General features: G+C 37.8%; 21 protein-coding genes. 12 read left to right on the top strand and 9 right to left on the bottom strand.

The window, feature by feature from the left end; all coding sequences use genetic code 11:
* Window positions 1-145: 145 nt before the first annotated feature.
* A complete protein-coding gene (locus F601_RS0107600; protein ID WP_018165075.1) occupies window positions 146-787 on the bottom strand; it encodes a Pr6Pr family membrane protein in 642 nt (213 codons plus the stop codon).
* Window positions 788-1,019: 232 nt separating this feature from the next.
* On the opposite strand from F601_RS0107600, the gene F601_RS0107595 reads away from it, so the two are divergent.
* Window positions 1,020-2,216 (top strand): Mbeg1-like protein, encoded by a 1,197-nt coding sequence (locus F601_RS0107595; RefSeq protein WP_018165074.1) that lies wholly within the window; start codon window positions 1,020-1,022, stop codon window positions 2,214-2,216.
* Between the two features lie 169 nt (window positions 2,217-2,385).
* Here F601_RS0107595 and F601_RS0107590 read toward each other — a convergent pair whose 3' ends face one another.
* The 4 genes from F601_RS0107590 to F601_RS0107575 all read right to left on the bottom strand — a co-directional run bounded on the left by F601_RS0107590 (window position 2,386) and on the right by F601_RS0107575 (window position 5,185).
* Window positions 2,386-2,652 (bottom strand): hypothetical protein, encoded by a 267-nt coding sequence (locus F601_RS0107590; RefSeq protein ID WP_074486104.1) that lies wholly within the window; start codon window positions 2,650-2,652, stop codon window positions 2,386-2,388.
* Window positions 2,653-2,694: 42 nt separating this feature from the next.
* Complete coding sequence (locus F601_RS0107585; protein WP_018165072.1) at window positions 2,695-3,231, bottom strand: hypothetical protein; 537 nt, start codon at window positions 3,229-3,231, stop codon at window positions 2,695-2,697.
* Between the two features lie 58 nt (window positions 3,232-3,289).
* A complete protein-coding gene (locus F601_RS0107580; protein WP_018165071.1) occupies window positions 3,290-4,024 on the bottom strand; it encodes a CPBP family intramembrane glutamic endopeptidase in 735 nt (244 codons plus the stop codon).
* A gap of 129 nt (window positions 4,025-4,153) precedes the next feature.
* Window positions 4,154-5,185, bottom strand: a complete 1,032-nt coding sequence (locus F601_RS0107575) for a DNA glycosylase AlkZ-like family protein (protein ID WP_018165070.1) — start codon at window positions 5,183-5,185, stop codon at window positions 4,154-4,156.
* 254 nt (window positions 5,186-5,439) lie between these two features.
* Between F601_RS0107575 and F601_RS0107570 the strand changes: the two genes are divergently transcribed.
* From F601_RS0107570 to F601_RS0107560, 3 genes are read left to right on the top strand one after another with little or no spacing between them, the layout of a single operon-like run.
* Window positions 5,440-6,375 (top strand): LysR family transcriptional regulator, encoded by a 936-nt coding sequence (locus F601_RS0107570; RefSeq protein ID WP_018165069.1) that lies wholly within the window; start codon window positions 5,440-5,442, stop codon window positions 6,373-6,375.
* 1 nt (window position 6,376) lies between these two features.
* On the top strand, window positions 6,377-6,841 hold the full coding sequence (gene lspA, locus F601_RS0107565; RefSeq protein WP_018165068.1) for a signal peptidase II: 465 nt from the start codon (window positions 6,377-6,379) through the stop codon (window positions 6,839-6,841).
* Window positions 6,825-7,718 (top strand): RluA family pseudouridine synthase, encoded by an 894-nt coding sequence (locus F601_RS0107560; RefSeq protein WP_018165067.1) that lies wholly within the window; start codon window positions 6,825-6,827, stop codon window positions 7,716-7,718. The genes lspA and F601_RS0107560 overlap by 17 nt, the downstream gene beginning before the upstream one ends.
* Window positions 7,719-7,927: 209 nt before the next feature.
* Here F601_RS0107560 and F601_RS0107555 read toward each other — a convergent pair whose 3' ends face one another.
* Window positions 7,928-8,212: a DUF3270 family protein gene (locus F601_RS0107555; protein ID WP_018165066.1), complete on the bottom strand. Its 285-nt coding sequence runs from the start codon at window positions 8,210-8,212 to the stop codon at window positions 7,928-7,930.
* A 188-nt stretch (window positions 8,213-8,400) separates the two neighbouring features.
* Between F601_RS0107555 and F601_RS0107550 the strand changes: the two genes are divergently transcribed.
* Both F601_RS0107550 and F601_RS0107545 read left to right on the top strand, forming a co-directional pair.
* Window positions 8,401-9,327 carry a peptidase U32 family protein gene (locus F601_RS0107550; RefSeq protein ID WP_018165065.1) on the top strand — a complete coding sequence of 309 codons (927 nt, stop codon included), beginning with the start codon at window positions 8,401-8,403 and terminating at the stop codon, window positions 9,325-9,327.
* 248 nt (window positions 9,328-9,575) lie between these two features.
* Window positions 9,576-10,862, top strand: coding sequence for a peptidase U32 family protein (locus tag F601_RS0107545; RefSeq protein WP_018165064.1), 1,287 nt, complete (start codon window positions 9,576-9,578; stop codon window positions 10,860-10,862).
* Window positions 10,863-10,960: 98 nt separating this feature from the next.
* On the opposite strand, the gene F601_RS0107540 is transcribed toward F601_RS0107545, so the two are convergent.
* Entirely contained in the window at window positions 10,961-11,260 is a 300-nt protein-coding gene (locus F601_RS0107540; RefSeq protein WP_018165063.1) for a hypothetical protein, read from the bottom strand.
* A gap of 121 nt (window positions 11,261-11,381) precedes the next feature.
* Between F601_RS0107540 and F601_RS0107535 the strand changes: the two genes are divergently transcribed.
* A complete protein-coding gene (locus tag F601_RS0107535; protein WP_018165062.1) occupies window positions 11,382-11,594 on the top strand; it encodes a YdbC family protein in 213 nt (70 codons plus the stop codon).
* 35 nt (window positions 11,595-11,629) lie between these two features.
* Here F601_RS0107535 and F601_RS0107530 read toward each other — a convergent pair whose 3' ends face one another.
* Complete coding sequence (locus F601_RS0107530) at window positions 11,630-12,169, bottom strand: biotin transporter BioY (RefSeq protein ID WP_018165061.1); 540 nt, start codon at window positions 12,167-12,169, stop codon at window positions 11,630-11,632.
* Between the two features lie 190 nt (window positions 12,170-12,359).
* Between F601_RS0107530 and F601_RS0107525 the strand changes: the two genes are divergently transcribed.
* From F601_RS0107525 to F601_RS0107510, 4 genes are read left to right on the top strand one after another with little or no spacing between them, the layout of a single operon-like run.
* Window positions 12,360-13,028 carry a LexA family transcriptional regulator gene (locus F601_RS0107525; RefSeq protein WP_018165060.1) on the top strand — a complete coding sequence of 223 codons (669 nt, stop codon included), beginning with the start codon at window positions 12,360-12,362 and terminating at the stop codon, window positions 13,026-13,028.
* Between the two features lie 55 nt (window positions 13,029-13,083).
* A complete protein-coding gene (locus F601_RS12460; RefSeq protein WP_018165059.1) occupies window positions 13,084-14,445 on the top strand; it encodes a Y-family DNA polymerase in 1,362 nt (453 codons plus the stop codon).
* Window positions 14,442-14,819, top strand: coding sequence for a hypothetical protein (locus F601_RS0107515; RefSeq protein WP_018165058.1), 378 nt, complete (start codon window positions 14,442-14,444; stop codon window positions 14,817-14,819). Before F601_RS12460 ends, F601_RS0107515 begins: the two co-directional genes overlap by 4 nt.
* A complete protein-coding gene (locus tag F601_RS0107510; protein ID WP_018165057.1) occupies window positions 14,797-15,096 on the top strand; it encodes a DUF5960 family protein in 300 nt (99 codons plus the stop codon). Before F601_RS0107515 ends, F601_RS0107510 begins: the two co-directional genes overlap by 23 nt.
* Before the next feature lie 579 nt (window positions 15,097-15,675).
* On the opposite strand, the gene F601_RS0107505 is transcribed toward F601_RS0107510, so the two are convergent.
* Window positions 15,676-17,085 carry a PHB depolymerase family esterase gene (locus tag F601_RS0107505; protein ID WP_018165056.1) on the bottom strand — a complete coding sequence of 470 codons (1,410 nt, stop codon included), beginning with the start codon at window positions 17,083-17,085 and terminating at the stop codon, window positions 15,676-15,678.
* Between the two features lie 402 nt (window positions 17,086-17,487).
* On the opposite strand from F601_RS0107505, the gene F601_RS0107500 reads away from it, so the two are divergent.
* On the top strand, window positions 17,488-18,348 hold the full coding sequence (locus F601_RS0107500; RefSeq protein ID WP_018165055.1) for a helix-turn-helix domain-containing protein: 861 nt from the start codon (window positions 17,488-17,490) through the stop codon (window positions 18,346-18,348).
* Window positions 18,349-18,499 lie beyond the last annotated feature (151 nt).

The following is an 18,499-nucleotide window of genomic DNA, read 5'->3' as shown; positions in this document are numbered from 1 at the left end:
TCATTGAACAGTGAGGTCAGTTGCCTAAACGGATTTGATTTTCGAAGAGTATGACAGAAAACACTATTAGAAAACGAGCCTAAGTAGGCTCGTTTTTCTATATAGCGTCTCTCTGTCAATAGACTTGAAGACTGTTTTGACTGTTTTATTTTTTTACCTGAGCTGTGGCAGGACGGCCAAGGACTTTTTTGAGATAGAAAAAGAGGTAACCAATTAGAACATAAGCCAGAAAGATAAAGAGGGTATTGTTAAAAACTCCTTTAAATCCGTATTTATTGAGATTGAGGAAGTAGTAAGCATAGGGACTGTCTGGTGAGCCAGGAATAACAAATTGAGTGACCAATCCGTTAAAGATGGTAAAGGCAAAGTAAGCTAAGGGGAGAATGGTCCAACCAAGAGGATCAAGGGACTTGTAGCTATCCTTTCTATCCAGAAAGACAGTGTCTATAATAAAGCAAAGCGGAGCGATATAATGGACCAGAAAATTTCGGATATTCCAGTAATCATTGTGACTGACATAAGGTGACAATAGAAAATGGTATACCAAGAAGGTTATGGTAATAGACATCATGACACCGCCCTTTAGTCTAATCAATCTGCCATGGTAATTGATGGTTCCTTTCTTAGCTTCAAAAGCAACCAAATAAAACTGGAAGAGAAATACAATAATATTTGATAAGACAGTATAATAAAGGAGCATTCCCCAACCATCCTGAATAATTTGTAAGCTGACTCCCAATAATCCTGATAAACCAGCAAAAAGTCGAAAGATTTGTGTTTTTGACATAATAGTTTAGTCAAATGAAGGGCTTTGATACTCCATCACTTTCATTTTGCCATACGCCAGTACAGCCTGCAACTCAGTTCCTTGTCTCAAAGCTCTTCAAATGACGATACCTTTCATTTTTTTCTTGTTTTTTATCATAGCACATTTTACCTTGACGCATAAGAAAAATGCTTGTAAAATGAGTTTATTAGTTAGATAGATAAAAGTATAGTGAGGTCAGAAGTAGCAATAAATGGCAAGTATCATAGATTATATGAAAAAAAACAAGGACACTTCATTTGATGATTTAGCCCTGAATGACGCAGATATTTTGTCTTTGAACGAGATTGGTTACATTCCTTTTGGAGAGGTTTTAGAGCCTGTTTTTGATTTAAGTCAGGAGCTCACTCTGCGAGATGTTCTAGAACATTATGAGGGCAAAAGGGATAAGCTGGACTACAATTTCATCATGACTAAGGAGCGCGTGGATCTGCTTGAGGAAATGATTTCTTCTCAACGTTTTGCGGATTTGCGACTCTCCCATTATGTTAATGATGTGGATAATGAACTTGAAAAGCAGTTTGCTGCCATGATTTTCTGCATTCCTAAGATCAATCACACCCAGATTGTTTTCCGTGGGACCGATGATACCATGGTGGGCTGGAAGGAAGACTTTAAACTGACTTACATGCGTGAAATTCCGGCTCACCGCTCTGCCATTGCCTACCTGAAAAATTACCTTAGCCTTCACGAGGACAAAGTTCTAGTTTCTGGCCATTCAAAAGGAGGCAACTTGGCTGTGTATGCGGTCAGCCATCTGTCCTCTGACCTCCAGGACAAGATTGCTCAAGTCTATATGTTCGATGCACCCGGTTTGCACGAAGCTGAGGTAACATTGCAGAGCTATCAAAACATTCGTGACCGTCTAAAGGTGATTCGACCAGAAGAATCGATCGTCGGTGTCATGCTCAACATAGACGTTGAACAGGAGATTGTGGAAAGCCAATCATTTGGCGTTTTTCAACACGCAGCTACCCGCTGGCAGGTTTCTGAAGAAACTGGGGATTTTGTCCCAGCTGAGAAACCAACGGATTTAAGCCTCAACTTGCAACAAACCTTCAAGCAGTGGACTGATGAATTATCTAGCCAGGAACTCAAAGCTCTCTTCGACACTGTTTTTGACAATCTTATCGACAACGGATTTCTTAGTTTAAATGAGCTCAGCCATTTTAACAGAGAGTCGGCAACAACCCTCTTCAATGTTTTCAATAGTCTGAATGCAATCAACGAGGACAAGAAAAACCTCATGTCCAAGTCAGCCAAGCTTTTCTTTGCTGCCTTTGCAGGGAACTTTAAAGTTGCCAAGATAGAAGCACCAAAACTTAATCTCCCAGCCTTGCCAGATTTCCCTGACTGGGAAGAGATTAAGTCTAAATTTGATAAAAAATAAGCCATATAAAAACCTCTCAAATTTCTTGCCAGGACAAGGGATCTGAGAGATTTTTTCTGTCTATCTTATACTTAATGAAAATAAAAATTAGAGGAGGCAAGCCGACGCAGACATATCTGATGGTAGGCAAGAAGGCTTAACGATCTATCATTTTGATTTTCGAAGGGTATTAATCGTCTTTTTCAGTCTCTCTTTCATGATATTTAACCCAGAGCCCTAGATAAATCCAAAGAAAAATGAAAAGAAAAGTCAGACTTAGAATCAGAACTAAGAGAGCGACTGCTAGAGTTTCGTTAATATGAAGTGCAATATAAGAACCTGCAATTAAGGAAGCAATGAAAACAAACAGAATGTAGGGTTCAATTTTTGAGACAAAAAGTTGCCATTTAGCAGCACGCCTTTCAGAGAGACTAAAAATAAATTTTAAAACGTTCATTTCTGGTATTCCTTTCAAGAATAGCAAAGCTTCAATCAAAATTTACAGTTTTAGAGGATTTTTCTCTTTCTTATATTCTTTGAAATGTCTTTTCCCTATTAGCCATTTCAAAGTGGCAAAGTAAATACCAAACCAGAATCCGCTGTAGAGACTACTAGGTTTGATTGAATAGTTACCAATGCCGAAGAGAAGTGCTAGTTTATTTTGCAACAGAACTGCAGCAAAGAGAATAAGGCTAAAACTGATAAGGTAGTATAGGGAAAAGCGCTTGATTTTACGCATATCCTGTCTTTCAAACTCTTCCTTGGTCAGCTGGCTTGAAAGCCCTGCTTTATCAAAAATAAAAGAAATAGATAGGACAAAGACAATATAGCCAAGATAGAGGAAGATAGTCACTTGCTTATAGATTAAGGCCAGGGAGAGTTCCTTGCTAATCCAGGCAACAAGATTTCCGATGACAAGTGCACTAATGCAGACAAGCAGAAGAGCAGCCATTTTTTTATAATAAGATTTAAGACAAGTTTTTTCTTGAGGAGTAAACTCATCTTTTACATAGAGCCATTTTAGTAATTTAGTCATTTAGTGGAGAATACCTTTCTAAAATTATTCATCATAAGTATTACCTTTTTTGTTCAATTTAAGGAATGTAGTCTTTTAGTTTCTTGGGACGAATTAAGAACAAGGAAAGTAGTGCTACAAACAACCAAAGGAAAAAAGATCCGATGGTTGGAATAGCTGAGGCAACCGTAGAGTCAGAAGCTAAGATAGAGGCAAAATCAATGATGAAATGAATGATGATGGCCCACCACAAGGTTCTAGTTCGTATAGTAACAGCTGCAAAATAAAGTCCCAAGGCACTTGCGTAGTAGACTTGATAAAGAGTGACATCAAGTGGCTGCTGAGTTAAATTCCCTAAATGAGCTAATCCAAAAATAAGACTGGTAAGCAAGGCAAGTTGTAGTATTTTTGGATATGACTTTTTTTCTTCTCCCAAGCCAATTTGTATTAAAATCCCTCGACATAAGTACTCTTCAAAAAATGCTGCGCAGGCAGATATGATAATGGCTTGAGGGAGTTGATTGGTGTGATTGCTTAGACCATAAAATGTTAAGGGGAGAGCTATTAAGAACATATAGACAAAGCTCAGCCAATTGATCCTAACTTGTTCCCAAATTGATACATTAGTCTTTAATGGAATTGTCAACCTATAGCGACGATGGGCCAATAAATAAAAACTGAGAGCCAGGGCAATTGTTTTGAGAGGATAACCTATCAATTCTGGCAAATGATCGGTTAGGAGATGCAGAAGCCAATTTTCAATAATTAAAAGGGCCCCTAAGGATAGAATCCTTTGTAAATTTAATTTAGACATGAGTTCCCTTTCTAAGAGGTCATATTTGTATAGAAAAAATCATGTAAACGCTAAACAATGCTTACTATTTAGTTTATAGTTGCTTGTGACAGATGTCAAATGAAAACAGTGAAGAAGATTAACCTGTATTTATTCTACATGAAACGCAACTTGTCGCATGGTTTTCCCCATCCATTTGGCGTATTTTCGGAAGATGCGACGGATGCTTGCTTGATGTTTGAGGGATATTTTCTTGGCGCTTAGGACTTTGAAATCAATAGCAGAGCCCTTTACAGAAAAAGTCCAGATTCCTTTAAGATTTCCTTTTATCAAGATAAGTGCTGAAATCTGCCCTGCTTTTTTCCAAACAAGCCCTTGATCAGCCTTGGCAATCAAAACATCCGTGTGTTTGTAGGAAACAAGAAGCGGATCAAACTTTCCAAGTACCAAAACTTCTGGAATCTGAACCTCTTCTTGCCAATGCTTAGTGTAATAGGTTTTACCTTGATAATCGTATCTTTTTAGGCCAGCTAAATCATTTTCGGAAATCTGAGACTGCTTAATGCCAAAAAAGTGGGCAGCATCTGCCAAACTAGCTGGGCCATAGAAGTTGAAGTAGGACTCTAAAATTTTCTTAGGAAGCTCAGGATTTTTAGGGATGACTTTCTCGGACCAAACAACTAGTCGGTCATTTGGCTGCCATTTTTGATAGAGTTTGCCTTTGCGGGAATTATAGATAAAAAGGGCACTCCAATTAAAGAGTTTGGCCCAACGCTGACCATAACGCTGAGATAATTCAGTTCTAGTTAGAGGCTGGGTCAGATGCTCCCTCAATTCTTGACATTCTTTGACGAGGTCAAGATTTTCACTAGCAAAGTAGTTCTCGGTCCAAGTGCCATCTGCTTTTAAAAATTGTCCCATTTCTTGCCAAGTCTGCCAGTTATAGAAGTGGTAAGTCTGACGCTGACCCCAGCCTAAAATAGCTGGCTCAAGTGTCTCTTCAACTCTTTCTGTATTTAGAAGATTCAACCGTGTTGACATATTAAAAAGACCATGATTAAGGTATTGAGATTGAATTCCCAGAGAGTCTTTTAAGAGTTGGTCTAGGTCAGGGTAGGGTTTAATCAGACCTTGATTATAAAAACGTTGTGCTAGAATCTCTTCCTTACTGATACTTTGCATTTCTTTTCCTATTACCTTGATATTGTCCTCGCAAGACTTATAGGCTTATTATACAAAAATTTTGCTTGCTAGGTAAGGGGATTCCTTCCTTGTCTATCACTTTGAGGTCTCTGAATGGGAGGTCTTTAAGGTCAATTGAATAATCATCGGATAATCAGAGTAATCAGGCCACTCTTTTTCGGCGTTATCGTCTAAGGCTAGGCAAGTTTTGTGGTATAATAGTGATAATTGATTTTTTCTAGAAAGGCTTTCTTATGAATATCCAACAATTACGTTACGTTGTAGCTATTGCAAATAGTGGAACTTTCCGAGAGGCTGCTTCAAAATTATTTGTCAGCCAGCCCAGCCTTTCCGTGGCTGTTCGCGATTTAGAGGGCGAACTTGGTTTTCAAATTTTTACAAGAACAACTACAGGAGCAGTTTTAACCAGCCAAGGTCTTAGCTTTTATGAAAAGGCGCTAGAAGTGGTTAAGAGCTTTGATTCCTTTGAACGTCAGTTTTCACAGAGTAATGCGGAGAATGAGGAATTCTCTATTGCTAGTCAGCACTATGATTTTTTGCCACCTTTGATTACGGCATTTTCCAAAGTCTATTCTAAGGATCGTAATTTCCGAATTTTTGAATCAACGACTATCCGTATTTTGGACGAGGTTGCACAGGGTGACAGCGAGATTGGAATCATCTACCTTAATAACCAGAATCGCAAAGGTCTCCTGCAAAGAATGGAAAAATTAGGTTTGGAGTATGTGGAACTGATTCCTTTCCAAACTCATATTTATCTTGGAAAACAACACAATTTGGCAAGTAAAGCCCAGTTGAAAATGACAGATTTACTTGGTTTGCCAACAGTTCGTTTTACTCAAGAGAAGGAAGATTATCTTTATTATTCTGAGAATTTTGTTGACACTACAGAAAGTTCACGCATTTTCAATGTCACTGACCGTGCCACACTTAATGGTATCTTAGAGCGGACAGATGCCTACGCGACAGGTTCAGGATTCCTTGATAGCCGCAGTGTTAATGGTATCACTGTCATCCCGCTTGAGGATGATTTAGATAACAAGATGGTTTATATCAAGAGGCGTGATAAAAATCTCAGTTCCTGTGCCTTGCAATTTATCGGAGTTATGACGGATTATTTTGCTAAATTCAGCCCTAAAAGAGCTGACAAATTAATTGATGAGGACTAGTATGCGAAAACTTTATTTTCCACTGGCTGGGGTAATTTTGATTGTTTTAGACCAGTTGAGCAAGTTCTGGATTGTTAGCAATCTGGAGCTAGGACAAGTGCGTTCTTTTTTACCAGGAATTTTTAGCTTGACCTATCTTCAGAACCGAGGCGCAGCTTTTTCCATGCTTCAAGACCAGCAGTGGCTATTTGCCCTTATTACTTTTTTAGTAATCGGCTTTGGGGTTTATTATTTTATCAAAAATATCCAAGGGGATCTTTGGCTCTTGGTGAGCCTGACCTTGATTATCGCTGGCGGTATTGGTAATTTCATTGACCGTGTTCGACTTGGGTATGTGGTCGACATGGTGCATCTAGATTTTATGGATTTTGCTATTTTTAATGTAGCGGATTCTTACTTAACTATGGGGGTGATTTTGCTCTTTATCGCCCTTTGGAGAGAGGAGAAATATGGAGCTAATCATTAAAGAAGGCGGTGCTCGCCTAGATAAGGCCTTGGCGGACTTGACAGAACTGTCTCGCACGCAGGCCAATGAGGAGATTAAAAAAGGCACGGTTTTGGTCAATGGCAAAGCTGCTAAGGCTAAGTATGCTGTCAAAGTCGGTGATGTCATTAGTTACCAAGTGCCGGAAGAAGAAATTTTAGAATACAAGGCTGAAGATATTCCACTGGACATCATTTATGAAGATGAGGACGTAGCAGTGGTTAATAAACCGCAAGGCATGGTTGTTCATCCGTCAGCAGGTCATCCATCAGGAACCCTGGTTAATGCCCTTATGTATCATGTCAAAGACTTGTCTTCAATCAACGGTGTTGTTCGCCCTGGTATTGTCCACCGTATTGACAAGGATACATCAGGATTGCTTATGATTGCTAAGAATGATACAGCTCATAACGCTTTGGCCACAGAACTAAAAGATAAAAAATCTCTACGTAAATACATTGCTATCGTTCATGGTAACTTACCAAATGACCGTGGTATGATTGAAGCACCAATTGGCCGCAGTGAGAAAGACCGCAAAAAACAAGCGGTGACTGCTAAAGGTAAAGAAGCTGTGACGCGCTTTCAAGTTTTGGAGCGCTTCGGTGATTACACACTTGTTGAATTGACCTTGGAAACGGGACGTACTCACCAAATTCGTGTTCACATGGGCTATATTGGTCATCCAGTAGCTGGAGATCCTGCCTATGGGCCACGTAAAACCTTGAAGGGAGAGGGACAATTTCTCCATGCCCAAACACTAGGCTTTACCCATCCAAGTACTGGTGAGGAGATGGCATTCACAGCACCAGCGCCAGCTATTTTCCAGGAAACTTTGGAAAAATTGAGACAAAAAAACTAATATTTACGTGATAGAAAAACTCTCAAAGTCGGTTAGATTCTGAGGTTTTTCTTATATGTGTTAACTGATGACGCAGAGATTTTAACTCAAATTTTTGAAAGATTATATAGCCATCTTGCCATCCAGTCTACTTAGGATCAGTCTAGAAAGGCGATTGTAATTTCCAAGGAGATAAGTTTAACAAAAAGAAAAAGCCTGAAAACTCAGACTTAACGTTTTAATGACGAAATAATTGAAGATACCACTGTTGTGATAATAAGACTTAATAAAATGGCCAAGCTAAATGCTCCAATAGAAGAAAAGTTTGCAACTAGAAGCATGAAGGCAATAAAAACTGTTAGTGTACCAAAACAAGCAATGCGAGCAAAGAAAACAAGCTCACGCAGTTTAGCACTGTTAGTATCAATTTCGTGGAATTCTTGGTATTTAGGACTAGCATTTTCAAAAAGCTGATCCTCTTTAAGCTGTTGCTCTTGCTTTAATAGTTCTGGCATAGCCCACTCCTTACATAATTCTAACCCATAATACCACAAATATAGCGATTTGTCACCCTTTTTTAAAGAAATAGTATTACAATACTAACATTTTAGACTATTTTTCTACAAAATTTGCCCTAAAAATTTAATATTTCTCTCCTTAAAATACTTAACTTGTTTTAAAAATTTGATATAATAATAAAGTTATGGAAAAAATTATTATTACGGCGACAGCCGAATCTATCGAGCAGGTTAAAGAGCTCCTAGATGCAGGTGTAGATCGCATTTATGTTGGTGAAGAAAACTTTGGTTTGCGTCTTCCTCATAATTTCACATTTGATGAACTCAGGGAAATAGCAGAGCTAGTTCACGGAGCAGGTAAAGAATTGACAGTTGCCTGCAATGCACTCATGCACCAAGACATGATGGATAATATCAAACCATTCCTTGATTTGATGAAGGAAATCAAGGTTGATTATCTTGTTGTTGGTGATGCTGGTGTATTCTACGTGAATAAGCGTGATGGTTACAACTTCAAGTTGATTTATGACACGTCAGTCTTTGTGACATCAAGTCGTCAAGTGAATTTCTGGGGACAGCATGGCGCTGTTGAGACAGTCTTAGCACGTGAAATCCCTTCAGAAGAGTTGTTTAAACTTTCTGAAAATCTTGATTATCCAGCTGAGATTTTGGTTTACGGTGCTTCAGTTATCCACCATTCGAAACGACCTCTTTTACAAAACTACTACAATTTCACTCATATCGATGATGAAAAAACACGTGAACGCGGTCTTTTCTTGGCTGAACCAAGTGATCCAGAAAGTCACTATTCAATCTATGAAGATAAGCATGGCACACACATTTTCATTAACAATGACATTGACATGATGACAAAATTGATTGAGTTAACAGACCACAATTTCACTCACTGGAAATTGGATGGTATCTACTGTCCTGGTCAAAATTTTGTGGAAATTGCAAAGCTTTTTGTCAAAGCTCGTGATTTAATGCAAGCAGGTCAATTCTCACAAGATCAGGCCTACGTTCTTGACGAAGAAGTCCGAAAACTTCACCCAGCAGGTCGCGGTTTGGATACCGGCTTCTACGAATTTGACCCTAAAACTGTTAAATAAGGTGGTCAAAACACTAGCAATGAGAGAGTTTCTAATTTCAGGGCATTGCTAGTAGAAAAAATAAACTCTACAAATATGAAAATTGACAATCCCAACAGTAACTACTTATTTTCTAATACTTGCTGGACGGAAACTCCCGCAGGATGTTTCCTAGGGGTTGTACTCGTCTGACTCGTTGACAATTAATGTTTCGCTGAGCCAGACTTTGGAGATTTTCTTACAATCTTGAAAATTGGAGAATAAATAATATGACTAAAACATTGAAACGTCCAGAGGTCTTATCACCTGCTGGAACTTTGGAAAAATTAAAAGTTGCCATTGATTACGGCGCAGATGCTGTCTTTGTCGGTGGACAAGCCTATGGTCTACGTAGCCGTGCAGGAAATTTCTCAATGGAAGAAATGAAAGAAGGGATTGACTACGCTCACGCTGCAGGAGCAAAGGTTTATGTTGCTGCTAACATGGTTACCCACGAAGGAAATGAAATCGGTGCGGGTGCTTGGTTCCGTGAACTTCGCGATATGGGACTTGATGCCGTTATCGTATCAGACCCAGCTCTTATCGTTATCTGTGCCACAGAAGCACCAGGACTTGAAATTCACTTGTCTACTCAAGCCTCATCAACCAACTACGAAACTTTTGAGTTTTGGAAAGAAATGGGATTGACACGTGTTGTTTTGGCGCGTGAAGTTAACATGGCAGAGCTTGCTGAAATTCGTAAACGTACAGGTGTTGAAATTGAAGCCTTTGTTCATGGTGCCATGTGTATCTCATATTCAGGCCGTTGCGTTCTTTCAAATCATATGAGTCACCGTGATGCCAACCGTGGTGGCTGTTCGCAATCTTGCCGTTGGAAATACAGCCTTTATGATATGCCATTCGGTTCAGAACGTCGTAGCCTTAATGGTGAAATTCCAGAAGAATACTCAATGTCAGCTGTTGATATGTGTATGATTGAAAATATTCCTGACTTGATTGAAAATGGCGTTGATAGTCTTAAAATCGAAGGTCGTATGAAATCAATCCACTACGTTTCAACTGTAACTAACTGCTACAAAGCAGCTGTTGATGCTTACATGGAGAGTCCAGAGAAGTTCTATGCTATCAAAGATGATTTGATTGATGAACTCTGGAAAGTTGCTCAACGTGAGCTTGCAACAGGATTCTATTATTCAACACCAACAGAAAACGAGCAACTTTTCGGTGCTCGTCGTAAAATTCCACAATATAAATTTGTCGGTGAAGTTGTATCTTTCAATAAAGATAACATGACAGCTACCATCCGTCAGCGTAACGTTATCATGGAAGGTGATGCTGTTGAGTTCTATGGACCAGGATTCCGTCATTTTGAATGTCAAATTCAAGATCTTCATGACTCTGATGGCAACAAGATTGATCGTGCCCCAAATCCAATGGAACTTTTGACTATTACAGTACCACAGGAAGTTAAACCTGGTGACATGATGCGTGCATGTAAAGAAGGACTTGTTAACCTTTACCAAAAGGATGGTTCTAGCAAAACAGTCCGTGCATAAGAAATAAGGTAGGTGACCTTCACACTCATCTTAGATTACAAAAAATGAGCATAAGGAAGAATTAGTTTCCCCATGCTCATTTTTATTATCATGTTTTTTTATAGATGTAGGTGCAAGGGAGCGATGCTAATCCGCTCAATTGTTTCAAGTGGTATAATAGTTGTTACGTCTTTTTGGAAACTTTTCAAAATAATTCTTCCGTTATTCTTGTCATATTTTACTAAATTTCCTGTTACTCGGCAGTCTCCATAGATGACATGCAGAGGGAGTTTTTTATCCATAGCTTCTTGGAGAGTTGCCTTGATTTTGTTTGATTTAAGATTAATAGGGACAGACTTTTTAGGAGATTCCATATAATCTTGCCAGTAGTTTTTAATATTTTGAAAAAAATTTGTCATGGTCTTTTTCCTGAAAAATTGGTACAATAATGATATCTTTTAGAAGATAATAAAATATTTTATTAAAAAAATCAATTTTTTGGAATTTTTTACGAATAGATAAGATAGGAGGAAGAATACTATGTCAGAATTTAAATTTCACATTGAAGAACACTTGCTCACCTTGTCTGAAAATGACAAAGGGTGGACTAAAGAATTGAACCGCGTCAGCTTTAACGGAGCTGAACCAAAGTGGGATATTCGTTCTTGGAGCCCCGATCATACCAAGATGGGCAAAGGAATTGCATTGACAAACGAAGAATTCAAAATTATTTTGGATGCTTTTCGTAAATAAGAAAAAGGAGTTGGCAAAGAAAGCCAGCTCCTTTTTTACTTGAAGTATGAGTAACGTTTTAGTGATTGGAAAATTGGTTTAGTTAGTAGCGTAGCGACAACAACTTTAGCTAGTCCTGATAGGATAAATGGCAGAGCTCCAGCCAAGAATGCAGCTTGCCAGTCCATATTAGCTAGGAAGTGGAGACCAATAACTCCACAGACTAAGGTAATAGCAACTCCTAAAGTATTAGCTAAAAAGATAGTAAGAAGTGATGATTTTGGTGAAGTTAAGGATGATGTTATGAAAGCAAAGAGCACAAAGCCCCAGAAGTATCCACCTGTTGGTCCAACAAATGCAGAGAAACCAGCAGAACCACCAGCAAAAACTGGTAGTCCAATACCACCAAGCAGAAGATAGAGTAAGACGCTTAAAGTTGCCTCACGACTTTTAAAAAGAGTAGCGATAATAGAGATAGCTAAAGTTTGCAGGGTAAAGGGAACTGTTCCAACAGGAATAGTGATTTGTGACAGGATTGCAATAAGAGCAGCTCCAAACGCAGGAAGGATAAGCGATAATGTTGCTTGTTTAGACATAGAGAACCTCATTTCTTAAAAAAGTTAACTATATTTTAAAATAAGTTAACAAAACTGTCAACCTAAAAAATATTTAAGTTAACTTAAAAGAGATTGATACTTTTAAAAATTTTCTTGTAATAAATCTTGAAAATTTTAAAGCTAAGTATTATAATTAAGTCAGTTAATAAACTGACCGAAAGGAGTAAGTATGTTTTCTGCTAAAAAATTAAAGAACAAACGTCAAGAAGCAGGTTATTCTCAGGTTGAAATAGCAAGTATTTTGGGTATTTCTAAGCAGTCTTATTCAAATTGGGAGAATGGTAAGACTAAGCCTAATCAAAAAAATTTGACAAGATTGAGTCAAATTTTAGCTGTAGACGAATCTTATTTTCTTTCTGAATATGATGTCGTTGAGATTTTTACACAGTTGAATGAAAGTAATCAAGGAAAGGTTATCAGCTATTCCCAAAAACTATTGAATCAACAAAAACTCGCAAGTCTCTATACTTATCGAGTTTATGAAGGACTTTCTGCTGGTACAGGTTACTCCTATTTTGGAGATGGTGCCTATGATGAAGTTTACTATGACCAGCAACTAGACCATGATTTTGCATCTTGGGTAAAAGGGCATTCAATGGAGCCAACATTCCAAAATGGAGAAGTTGTCTTAATTAAGCAGACTGTCTTTGATTATGATGGCGCTATTTATGCTATTGACTGGAATGGTCAAACTTATATCAAAAAAGTTTATCGTGAACCAGATGGTTTGAGATTAGTTTCTATTAATAGTGACTATTCAGATAAATTTGCTCCTTATGACGAAAGTCCACGAATTATTGGGAAGATTGTGGGGAATTTTGCACCTTTGGAGGTGTGATGTGGGCATATTTGATTAATCAAGAGAACCCCAAGCTGATATTGCTTTTGTAGATATGAAATCCTTTTATGCTAGTGTTGAGTGTGTAGAGAGAGGGCTTCATCCTCTTAAAACATCACTTTGTGTTATGAGTAGAGCTGATAATGCTAATGGTCTTATTCTAGCTTCATCTCCCATGTTCAAGAAGGTTTTTGGAAAGTCCAATGTTGGCAGAAGTTATGATTTGCCCTTTGACATCCATACCCGAAAGTTCTCTTACTACAATGCCAAGAGACAAGGACTTTCAATAACACCAGAATATGTTTCCTTTATTGAACAGTGGGCTCAAGCTACTCTTGTTGTGCCACCTAGAATGGACCTCTATATTCAGAAAAACATTGCCATCCAAAATATTTTAAAAAACTATGCTAGTGTTGACGACATCTTACCTTACTCTATAGATGAAGGTTTTATTGACCTGACCTCATCATTAAACTACTTTATACCAGACAAGACCCTTACTCGAAAAGAAAAGTTAGATTTAATTTCAGCACAAATACAACGTCACATCTGGCAAGAAACTGGTATTTACTCCACCATTGGTATGTCTAATAGCAATCCTTTACTAGCTAAATTGGCCCTTGATAATGAGGCTAAACATACAGAAAAGATGCGTTCCAACTGGTCCTATGAGGATGTAGAAAGTAAAGTCTGGGCAATTCCCAAATTAACTGACTTCTGGGGTATTGGCAGTCGTATGGCAAAACGCCTAGAGGGACTTGGAATCTATTCAATCAAGGAACTTGCCAACAGTAATCCAGATTTTCTTAAAAAGGAACTGGGAGTTGTAGGACTGGAACTCTATTTTCATGCTAATGGTATTGATGAAAGCAATGTCCACAAGACTTACAGACCCAAATCGCATGGATTAGGTAATTCTCAAGTTCTGCCACGTGATTATACTAATCAGAGTGATATTGAAATTGTTCTTGGGGAAATGGCAGAGCAGGTCAGTGTGAGACTTAGGAGAGCACATAAGAAAGCTTGTCAGGTTTCTATCATGATTGGCTACTCAAAGACAGAGAATAAGCGACCAATTCAGGCTCAGGTGACCATTGAGCCGACCAATAATACTAAGATTCTTACAAGCTATGTCTTAGGTTTGTTCCGCAAAAAATATAGTTCAGGGGCAGTTAGGAATATTGCAGTATCCTACTCTAGGTTTGTTGACGACTCCTTTAGTTTGATTTCCCTTTTTGACGATCCTGAAAAAATTGAAAAGGAGGAGAGGCTCCAGTTTGCGATTGACACTATAAGAGATGAATTTGGCTTTACTTCAGTTTTAAAAGCTAATGCTTTACTTGAAGCCTCTCGAAGCATTGAACGCAGTAAGCTTATCGGCGGTCATTCAGCTGGAGGTCTAGACGTTTTAAAATGACAAATAGAACTTATTTACCTTACCAATCAGCTCGAGATTATAGAGATAGGGGAATGATGAAATGGATGGGCTTTTACCTATCTGAACATACCACTTCTCTTACAGAAGATCGAAATAAGATTGATTTATCATCAGAGTTGACAAGAACCGAGAAATTTACCCTGATAGGTCAGCTTTATGCTAGTCAAATTAAGGGAAAATTCATTGTCAAATCCGGTAAGAACAAGGAGATTTTTATTGGGGATGTAAGAGAAATCAGTTCCCGAGAAATCACAATTAAAACAGCTAATCATTACAAACTCATTAAAGTGGAAGATATTTTAGTAATTAAGATGGCGGAGGAGAATTATCTTGAGTCGGAAAGAAATCTATGAGGATAAGCTCCAGTTCGACTATTTCTCAAAATCCTATTTGAAATTCGAAGAAGATTTTTACAAATATTCTACTTTGGACATTCCATTAACCTTCTTGACCAATGATATTCTTAGAGAAATGGCAATGTCACAAAAGAACTACTTCAAACTCAACAAGGAAAATGCAAAGGATGGTCGAGATCATTATTTTCATTTTAAAATAGAGACTCTCACTGAGAGTCATGTGGTAAGAAAGTATCACTATCAGGGCACTACTTATCTAATCACTAAAAACTAGCAAGTGTCCTATCGAGCTTGCTAGTTTTAGCTTAGACTTTTTACAATTTTTGTGCAGAATATGATAATATAGTCGAATGAATTAGCTATCAGACAAGGAACTGAATCGCAGGTAGCTCCAAGATCTTGGGGATAGACTCTTGGAGGTGGGAAATTAAAGAAACGTCTTTCATTCAGCCGAGAGTACGACAAGACGAAAGTGACGATGTATCAAAGCTAATTCAAATGACTGTACCTTTGAATTGGAGCTCAATGTTCCCTACACCATGTCATTAATCTTGTATAACCAAGTTTTGTTTTGAAACAAAAATAAGGAGACTGGACAAAAAGCACAGCTCCTTAAATGTTATTCTAGAGAAAAGCTTGACAAAGTTCCTAGTGGAAATTACTTTGCCTTTAAAAGCTCGAACTACCTTACTAGACATCGTTGGGGTAGTAGTGAAGTAGTCCAGAGGAGAGTCTGTTTCAGACCGTATTAAATGTTTGGGCATGAGGGGACCGAGTCATGAAGGAATCCTATCTTGCTCCCTTTTAGAGAGTATTAAATAAACAATAGGATAACGATATTTATACAATCGGTTTATGGTCGTCTTTGAGCGTTAAGCCAATCAAATAGATTGCTATATTCAATGCCGTTAACAGTTGCTTTACTTGCACCACCTTGGGTCGGGTCAGTTGCAACCATCCCCCAGAGAGCTTGATATGAAGCAGTGTTTTCAGTACTTTGAACGCCTGTCACTTGGTTGTTGAAGAAATAAATCCAAGACCAGTGTCCATTATAAACTAGGCCAGGTAGTTCAGTACCTGTCGCTGTCTCATAATAAGAGAGCCACTTGTTGCTTGTTCCTCTATCAATCATGGCTTTATAAAAAGGTAATACACTATTATCGACTGGTACTGTCTGATCAGCTCTGCTATGAATCAGCCACATCGGTTGATCTTTAAGAGCTTGATAAATACTGTCAGTAACCGTGTAAGTGAAGAGATCTGCAGCACTGTCGTAAGAAGCTTGGTAAGGGTAAGAGGCAGCTATTGGAATAAGAGCTGCAAAATAATTTGGATAGGTAATTCCCATTGTAACCACCATGCCACCACCATTAGAAGCACCGGCCAAATATATTCGTTCAGAATCAATATCTGGGTGAGATGCGACATAGTCGTCAATGGTACTTTTTAAGGCAGCAGCCTGACCGCTGCCCCAAGCTACAGGAGATTGTACAACTAAGACATAGGCGCCATTCTGGTTGCCAGATCCTGTTGAAGTGAAATGATTTTGAATACCACTCTCTGTTAAACTGCTGACTTCTGATGATAAAAGTGGGAAATTCAAATCTGTACCTACCTCACCAATGCCATGTAACCAGATAATGAGTGGATTCTTTTCACCATCTACAGCTGATTCTGGCTGATAAGCAGCATATTGTAAACCATAAGTTTGACCTCGTTCTGAAAACTTGTCAGCTTTTGGTGTGAGTCGATTTGAGATGGCCTCTTGTTCAGAATTGATTGTTTGTGATTTATATGAATAAGCTGGCTTTACAGATAATCCATTGATAGCGACAACATAACTAGATACCCAAGTATTTCGATAAGTTGATAAGTCAAATGAAAATGGAGATGCTGATTGTGAAGGGTTGTCTGTATTGTATGTGACATCAAGCTCTAGTGTTAAGTATTTACTAGCAGCTCCAGTAGCAGTTGCTTGTCCATTGGCGTCAGAAAGGTAAGCATTCTGTATTTGGCGATTGATATCAGAGGTGGTTACAGTAGTCGAGCTCAGGTCGTATGAAGTGATATTAGTGTTTAGTTCTAGTATTACTTTGGAGACGGCTGGACCAAATTCATAATTATCTATGTAGAGACTTGTTTTAGTAACACTTGCTGTTCTACTAGGATATCCAGGCCATTGTCTTGCCTCAACTTGAAGTAGATGTGATAAACTGATCGCAGCCAGTAATAGACATAAAACTATCTTTGATGCATTTTTCATTTTAAATCCTCCTGATTTTTATAAAAGTCTAACATATGTTTAAAAATCTAATTTTTTTGTTGCAAATCTGCTCTTAGATAATATGTCAATTGTTACAATAAAATAAAAACGAGAAGCACTTGAGAACTTCTCGTTTTAGCGGTTAAATGTCGCATGTTTAGTCTGTCTCAGTCTCTCTTAAAAAGATGAAAAATAATAGAGAACTGGAACAAAAAAATTAAGTAATCTTAATTTTGAAAAAGAGTCTGTAACATTAAATTGTTACAATTATATAAAATGCGAAGGAAAGAACCGCTGAAAGGATCTTCTTGTTCATAGGCAACCTCCTTTCTTTCCTATTTATTATAACATTAGAAAAAATTAGAATATGAATTATTTCATATATGTAATAGGAGTGACGGTGTGACAAAAGAATTAGGAAAAATTTTTAAACTAATTAGAGAATCTAAGGGATTATCTCAAAAAGAAGTTGCAGGTGATGTCATTTCTTTGGCTCAATTATCACGATTTGAACGTGGAGTTAGTGGTCTTAATGTGGACTCTTTTTATCTTTGTTTACGAAACATGTCTGTTCCGTTAGATGAGTTTCAGTATGTTTACCACAACTATACCCAAGATCGCGATGTTCGTTTTTCGACAGAACTTTCAGAAGCCTATCTGGAAAAAAATATCATAAAATTACGGAAAATACTGCAAGACTGTAAAGAATTGATTGAAAAAAATCCCATCAACCATTTTTATAAATTAAACAAAATAGTAGTTGAGGCAGTTATTTTTTATTTGGATCAAGAAGCGACTGTACCTCAAAAAGACATCAAATACTTAATGGATTATCTCTTTTCAGTGGAGGAATGGGGGCGCTACGAACTCTGGCTATATACAAATAGTATTGGATTGATGACTTTGTCAAGTTTAGAGACATTTACATCAGAAATGGTTAAACGAACACAGTTCTACAAAGGGTTGCCGGAAAATCGTAAGCGTATTTTGCAGATGCTACTAAATGTGGTAGGCACCTGTTTAGATAAGGGACATACTCAAGCAGCCTTTAAGTTCCTACATCAGGTAGAACAATTCCGTAATACCGAAACTGACATCTATGAAACAGTCCTGTTTAAGTATTATAAAGGCTTTTATGCTTATCGAATAGGTAATGAAAATGGCATAGCTGAGATGAAGAAGTGTGTAGAAACAATGACTTATTTAGAATGCTATGGTATAGCTCGACAAATGGAAGAAAGTATTAAAAAAATAAAAGAATAAGTATAGACTGATCACATATGTAAATTAAAAATCATTATTCAAAAATTAGATTACACTTAAAGTGTAGTCTTTTTTTAAGCCCTTTTATGCTTGAAAAGAGCTGCGGAAGATAATTCTCAACTTTCTATAAAACTAAAACATCTTTAGTTAT

The sequence above is a fragment of the Streptococcus henryi DSM 19005 genome (genome assembly GCF_000376985.1).
Classification (GTDB): Bacteria; Bacillota; Bacilli; order Lactobacillales; family Streptococcaceae; genus Streptococcus; species Streptococcus henryi.
Note: the sequence above shows the minus strand (reverse complement) of the source record. Positions and strands in the feature narration are given on the sequence as shown.